The organism is Streptomyces sp. (assembly GCF_050698815.1).
In the GTDB taxonomy this organism is placed as follows: Bacteria; Actinomycetota; Actinomycetes; order Streptomycetales; family Streptomycetaceae; genus Streptomyces.
Genome location: NZ_JBOHCV010000685.1, coordinates 1 through 5695 on the forward strand (window position 1 = coordinate 1; position 5695 = coordinate 5695).

Genomic DNA, 5695 nt, shown 5'->3' on the forward strand with positions numbered 1-5695 from the left:
CAGGCCCGCCTTCCGCGTCGGGTCCCCGATCACCCACCGGTCCCCGATCAGCTCCAGCGGCCCCAACTGCTGCGCCATGGCCTCTCCCTCTGTCCTGCCGTCTATCCGACCAGGAACCTAGCCGACGGCCACTGACCGCCCAGCGGCGGTGCGTCCTCGATCGTTTGAAGCGCCCGGCCTGCGCAAACCCCCGGCCCGTCGGGCGCCGTCACAAGGCCCAAGGCAGCATGATCCGCCGCTACATCATCTGGCGGAACAAGCACGCCAACGACCGGCGCCTACGCGCCGTTGTTGCCGGGGCGAGCGTCGCCTGATCCTGAGTCAGGGGACCAGCGGCCCGGCCAGCACACCCAACCCCGCCTCACGGTCCCCAGCCCAGGTCACTGATCCAGTATCCCGCGGCTTGCGCCCCCACAACATCAGCAGCAGGTCCTCGGCAGTGCCCGAGACCTCCGCGATCGGCTCACCGGTCCCGTAAGTCCAGCAGCGGCCAGAGTCGGTGGCGATGATCCGCACGGCCTGCTCGGGACAGGTGGCGGCCCCCTTGGAGACCATGCGAGGCGCCATGGTGTCGAAGACCTCGGCGACACCGTCGGCGGCGAGCGCCGGATCCATCGGCGTCGCCGTGCCGAGCGCGTGCTCGGCGTCCCACCGGTGCATCAGCGTCTCCTGGCTGCGGCGCCGACGTCAGAACCCGACCGTGTCCGGCGGGAAGAACGTCCACGCCTCGGTCGAGGGATCAACCGACAGGGCCTGCACGAGCGCGTCCGCTGTCTTGGCATACCAGGCCTTGAGACCAGCCCGGTCACGGGGTGCGGCACCCTCGTCATAGCTATCGCCATGCCCCTCCCGCACCGCCGCGACGACCCACAGGTTCCCCGCTCCCATGTGTACGGCCAGATCCACCAACCGCCAACCGCCGCAGTGCTCGACCGGAGCCGACAAATCACCATCCAGCACGGCACCGAACGCATCCAGTTCACGCCGAAGTTCAACCAGGTAATCCACGCCGCCAAGGTACTGCCCATCAGCTACGCGGGACTCGCCACACCAGCGAACGGGGCGAACTTCGCCTGATGCGGCACTAGGTACTGAGGCCGACAACCGCCCCGCAGCGGAAGCCGTCACCTTCCCGCTCCGCGCCACGGGAAGCTCCGGGCTCAATGCGGGGTCGAGCCAGGGCCAGGGTGCGCGGCTCAGCTCCAGCTCGGCGAGGGTCCGTGCGGCGGCTTGTAGGGAATGGGTTGGCCTGTGTGCGCGTCGAGCAGAACGCGGTCGCCCACGGGTCGGTCCAGCTTCACCGTCACCTCTTGCAACTTCCCCTGCTTGGTGCAGTAGCCGCCGTTCTGCCGGCTCTTGACGGAGGCCGACAGCACCACGCTGCCGCGGGTTTCCAGCACGTCGACCATGGGGCCATCGTCGCAGACACCATGAAGGGCAACCACGGTCACCGACCGCCCGTCTGCGGCAATCTGGACTAGCCGGTGGAGTGGATAACCGGGGACGTCGCGGGCTCGCCTGATCGGTGGCGGGGGGAGTTTCGATGGGATGGCAGCGGCACGCTTGAGCGGGGAGGCATAACCTTCCAGGGTGAAGAGCCAGGCTGGAGCTGTCGCCGGTCCGCGGCTGGTGGCCAGGGTCATCTCACCCAGCTTCGCCCTGGTCACGGTGAGGTGTGGTCTTCCTTCATCGTGGGCGCCAGCCAGGGCTTTGTATGACTCATCCACCCCCGCCAGTGGCCGTGTGAGCGATTCACCTTCGGCCCAAGCCACCCGGCCCTCCTGAGGCCGGGTAGCAGGCAACTCGCCGCGGAGGACGAAGCTCTGGTCTTCGTAGGCCTGCTTGTCAGCCTTGCTGCGCAGGCCGCCCCGCGGCAGCTCGATCACGTCACCCATGGGGTGGTAGCCAGCACGCCACGTGGCAGCTGCGGTTGATCCGTCCCATGCTGCGGCGACCTTCTGGACACGGTGCGCCAGCACCTCCGTGCCGCCGTCGGCCTCCTTCAGGCTGCCGCAACCGGCAACGGTCCCCAGGAAGACGGCGGACACGGTCACCTCAACCAGCAGGCTGAGGGGGTGCGATGCCCTGATGCGCATGTGAACTCCCGGAAGGGCGCAGAGGCAGGCTGTCGGTTGTTGTGACGTGGCTGGGCCAGGACAGGAATCACCGTTGCGGCAGCTGGACAGGATAAGCCGTCAGGACACGTGGAGGCTGAGTTGGTTCAGCACCATCTGCACCGGCGTGAAGTAGTGCCAGTTGAAGCCGTATCCGAGTGAGGGGGTGGACGTTGTGCGGCGCGTTTCGCGAGAACGTGGTGGAGCACCGTCTCGAGGTCAGGTACTCGGTCGGCAGAGGGCGTCGCCGGTCAGCGTCCGTGCGTAGACGACCCGGCGGCCCTCGCGGCGGCGCGTGACGAGGCCGGCCCGGCGCAGAACGGACAGATGGTCGCTGATCCCGCCGGCGCTGACGCGCATCCGAGCCGCGAGTTCGAGGGTGGCGGCCGGGCGATCCAGCTCCTGCAGGATTCGGGCTCGGCGGCAGCCGATCAGCGACTTCAAAGCGCCGTGATCCGTGTCGGCCGGCTCCCAGATGTCGCCGATCCCGGTCGGCGGATAGACCAGGGCCGGGTCCCAGGGTGGATCGATACGCGGCCAGACCGTCGGCCAGGTGAAGGCCGACGGGATGAGCAGCAGCCCGCGGCCCGCGAGATTCACATCGGTCGCCGACTTGGACGTCGGACGGACACTCAGACAGCCGGCCTCCCAGCTCACGGACGGATGCAGGTCGGCGAAGGCGGCCCGCGATCCGAGGGCCGCCAGGCTCCGGGCCCGCGAGGCGATCTCCGACTCGAGCAGCGCCGAGATGGTGACCCACCTCGGTCCCAGGACCGCATCCCACAGCGCCCGCATCTGCTCCACCAGCTCGCCGAGCGCCCCCGCCGGATCACCGGCGAACGGTCGCGCAGCTGCCGGCAGCCGGTCCGGGTACCGGTGCGTGATCTCCGCGAGGACCCGTTCCGGCGGCGTCTCCCTCACCCGGCTCAGCTCGGCCTCGATCGTCGCATGCGGTTCCCGCGGCGGTGGGCTGACGAAGACCGGCCAGTACGGACCGCCGAACGGGGCCGCGGCGTCGAGCAGCGTCAGGTCGAGATCCCCTACCCGCGACGCCGCCCACTTCAGCCAGCGTCGATGCACGACGTACCGCTCCGGCCGCCGCAGAACGTAGAAGGCGCCGATCAGCTCCATGAGCGGCGCGATCGCGAACCGGGTCCGCAACACGTCGTCTTGGCCAAACCGGTAGCGAATCACAGATTCAGCCTAGACCGAATCTTTAGGCCCAGCCGGGACTTCGGGCATACAACGATGCGCGTAGGAGAGGACGGACTCCCATGACACAACCCGGCGACCTTGCCAGGACGGCCAGACGGATCATCGACGCCAACAGCTACATGACTCTGGGGACCGCCGACGCGGACGGTCGGCCGTGGGCTACGCCGGTCTGGTTCGCACCCGACGGATACACCGACTTCATCTGGGTGTCGCGGCCGGGCACTCGACACTCAGGCAACATCGCCGACCGGCCAGACGTCGGCATCGTCATCTTCGACTCGACCGTACCGGTCGGCGAGGCCGAGGCGGTGTACGTCGAGGCGTTGGCCGAACAGGTTCCGGAGGTCGAGGTAGAGGCGGCGATCACGACGTTCTCCGCGGCGTCGGCAGCCGACGGCGGCAGCCCCTGGCAGAAGTCGAGTGTCCTCGGACCTGCCGAATTTCGGCTCTACCGGGCCCGGGCATCGGCGCATTACCTCCTCGGCGAGAAGGACAGCCGCGTTCTCATCGACCCGAACGCGATGTAGTTCGCGCGCTCACGGACGAAGAAGGAGAGATCATGAGCAAGGTCATTTCAGGAATCTCGATGTCGCTGGACGGGTTCGTCACCGGTCCGAATGTCACCCGCGAACAGCAACTCGGAGAGGGAGGCGAGGTCCTGCACCACTGGCTGCACGAAGCGGATCTGCGCGACGCCGAGCTGCCGGCCGAGATGCGTGAGGGTCCGGGAGCGATCTTGATGGGCCGGCGGTCCTTCGACCTGGCCGAGGGCGAGGGAGGGTGGGGGGAAGGCGGCCCGGCCGGCCCGGCGCCGTGCTTCGTGCTGACCCACGAACCCCCGGAAGAGGAGTCGGTCCGGGCGCCCACGGTATTCACCTTCGTCACCGATGGCATCCACAGCGCGGTCAAGCAGGCGAAAGCCGCAGCGGGGGGCAAGGTGGTCGGCGTGCACGGTGCCAGCGCCGCTCAACAGTGCCTTGCCGCAGGCCTGATGGACGAGATCGAAATCCACTTGGCCCCGGTCCTGCTCGGTAACGGCACCCGGTTGTTCGAGCATCTGGGCGACCAGGTCCAGCTCCAGCGCACCACGGTGGTCGAAGCACCCAACGTCACTCACCTGCGGTTCCGGGTGATCCGCTGATCGCTCAGCACGGCCGGGCCGGCCGTTGCCGGTCCGTGGGTGTGTCGCCGTGGATCGTGCCGTAGGGGGTCCTTGGTTCCGGGCGAGGGGGAACGGCCGCGACCGGTCCGCCGGAGCTGCCGGCCTCTACACCAACGTCGATCTCGACGCGATCAGCACGCCGTAGCGGGTGTGCCGTCAGGCGACTTGGGGCCAGTCGGCCATGGTCTGGTGGTCGCGCACCGCCTCTTCCAGTGCTCGTATCCCGAGGTCGATGAGCGGGTTATGCCGGCTGCCCCGGCGCACGCAGGTGAGGATCCGCCGCGTCGGCATGTTCTCGCTCGACACCGGCACCCGCGCCACCGCTTGGCCCGCCGGGCCTTCGGCCAGCCGCGGGATCAGCGAGACGCCCAGCCCGTTCCCGACCAGCGACCAGACCGCCGACCAGTGGGTGGCGGCGTGCACGATCCGCGGCGAGAACCCGGCAGCCGCGCACAGCACCCGCACCCGCTGGGCGTGGTCGCACTTGCCCGGGTCGGCGACGATCCAGTCCTCGGCCGCCGCGTCCTCCAGCCTCACCGACACCGCCCGCGCCAGCGGGTGGTCGGCGGGCACCAGCAGGATGTGCGGCTCCTCCAGCAGGGGGCCCTGCTCGAACCGTGCGTCATCCGGCGGCGGTCCGCCCTCGATGGGCTCCACGACCGCGAGATCCACCTCGCCCGCCACCAGCAGGTCCATGCTCTCCGCGGTGTCGCACTCGCGCACCTGCACCAGGAGGTCGGGATGGCTGTGCCGCAGCCGCCCGGCCGCGGGGGCGATCAGGCCGCTGATCGCGGTGGTGAAGCCCGCGATGCGCAGCGGTCCGGTCATGCCCGCCCGGTGGGACTCAAGCTCCGCCTGCGTCTCCTCCCAGCGGGCCAGCAGCGCGTCGGCGTGCTCGATGAGCAGGCGCCCGGCCGGGGTCAGCCGGACGCCGCGGCCCTTCGGCTCCAGGAGCGGGACCTTGAGCTCGCGCGCGAGCTCGCGCATGTGGTGGGAGACCGCCGACGGGGTGAGGTGCAGGGCCTCGGCGGCCGCGGTGACCGTGCCCTGCTGGCGCACCACGCGGAGCATGTGAAGCCGGCGCAGGTCAATCATGAAATTATTTTGCACACACCACCCGCAAAATGTGCAATAGACCGCAACGGTCGCCCGGGGTCATCCTGATGCCATGAACACCAACACGAACACCATCGTTTCCCGGCAC

Annotated in this window: 6 protein-coding genes and 2 pseudogenes; 3 read left to right on the forward strand and 5 right to left on the reverse strand. The window is 69.1% G+C overall.

Translation table 11 applies throughout. The features are described 5' to 3' along the window. Window positions 1–209 precede the first annotated feature (209 nt). A pseudogene (locus ACRDP3_RS24430) lies at window positions 210–314 on the forward strand (transposase); the annotation flags it as partial. Window positions 315–321: 7 nt separating this feature from the next. On the opposite strand, the pseudogene ACRDP3_RS24435 reads toward ACRDP3_RS24430, so the two are convergent. The 4 genes and pseudogenes from ACRDP3_RS24435 to ACRDP3_RS24450 form a co-directional block, all read right to left on the reverse strand. Continuing rightward, window positions 322–672: pseudogene (locus ACRDP3_RS24435) on the reverse strand (maleylpyruvate isomerase family mycothiol-dependent enzyme); the annotation flags it as partial. A 15-nt stretch (window positions 673–687) separates the two neighbouring features. Continuing rightward, the gene (locus tag ACRDP3_RS24440) at window positions 688–1008 is read right to left on the reverse strand and encodes a maleylpyruvate isomerase N-terminal domain-containing protein (protein WP_431519156.1); all 321 of its coding nucleotides are present in this window, start codon (window positions 1006–1008) and stop codon (window positions 688–690) included. A gap of 188 nt (window positions 1009–1196) precedes the next feature. Beyond that, window positions 1197–2096, reverse strand: a complete 900-nt coding sequence (locus ACRDP3_RS24445) for a hypothetical protein (RefSeq protein ID WP_431519157.1) — start codon at window positions 2094–2096, stop codon at window positions 1197–1199. A gap of 237 nt (window positions 2097–2333) precedes the next feature. Beyond that, entirely contained in the window at window positions 2334–3308 is a 975-nt protein-coding gene (locus tag ACRDP3_RS24450; RefSeq protein ID WP_431519158.1) for a DUF5937 family protein, read from the reverse strand. An 80-nt stretch (window positions 3309–3388) separates the two neighbouring features. Between ACRDP3_RS24450 and ACRDP3_RS24455 the strand changes: the two genes are divergently transcribed. Both ACRDP3_RS24455 and ACRDP3_RS24460 read left to right on the forward strand, forming a co-directional pair. Then, a complete protein-coding gene (locus ACRDP3_RS24455) occupies window positions 3389–3856 on the forward strand; it encodes a pyridoxamine 5'-phosphate oxidase family protein (protein ID WP_431519159.1) in 468 nt (155 codons plus the stop codon). 32 nt (window positions 3857–3888) lie between these two features. Further along, window positions 3889–4470, forward strand: coding sequence for a dihydrofolate reductase family protein (locus ACRDP3_RS24460; RefSeq protein WP_431519160.1), 582 nt, complete (start codon window positions 3889–3891; stop codon window positions 4468–4470). A gap of 177 nt (window positions 4471–4647) precedes the next feature. On the opposite strand, the gene ACRDP3_RS24465 is transcribed toward ACRDP3_RS24460, so the two are convergent. After that, window positions 4648–5586, reverse strand: a complete 939-nt coding sequence (locus ACRDP3_RS24465; RefSeq protein ID WP_431519161.1) for a LysR family transcriptional regulator — start codon at window positions 5584–5586, stop codon at window positions 4648–4650. Between the last annotated feature and the right edge of the window lie 109 nt (window positions 5587–5695).

Bases quoted from the DNA above. Each gene is read 5' to 3' on its own strand.
- ACRDP3_RS24445 (WP_431519157.1), bottom strand. From the start codon at position 2,096: ATGCGCATCAGGGCATCGCACCCCCTCAGCCTGCTGGTTGAGGTGACC.
- ACRDP3_RS24455 (WP_431519159.1), top strand. From the start codon at position 3,389: ATGACACAACCCGGCGACCTTGCCAGGACGGCCAGACGGATCATCGAC.
- ACRDP3_RS24460 (WP_431519160.1), top strand. From the start codon at position 3,889: ATGAGCAAGGTCATTTCAGGAATCTCGATGTCGCTGGACGGGTTCGTC.
- ACRDP3_RS24465 (WP_431519161.1), bottom strand. From the start codon at position 5,586: ATGATTGACCTGCGCCGGCTTCACATGCTCCGCGTGGTGCGCCAGCAG.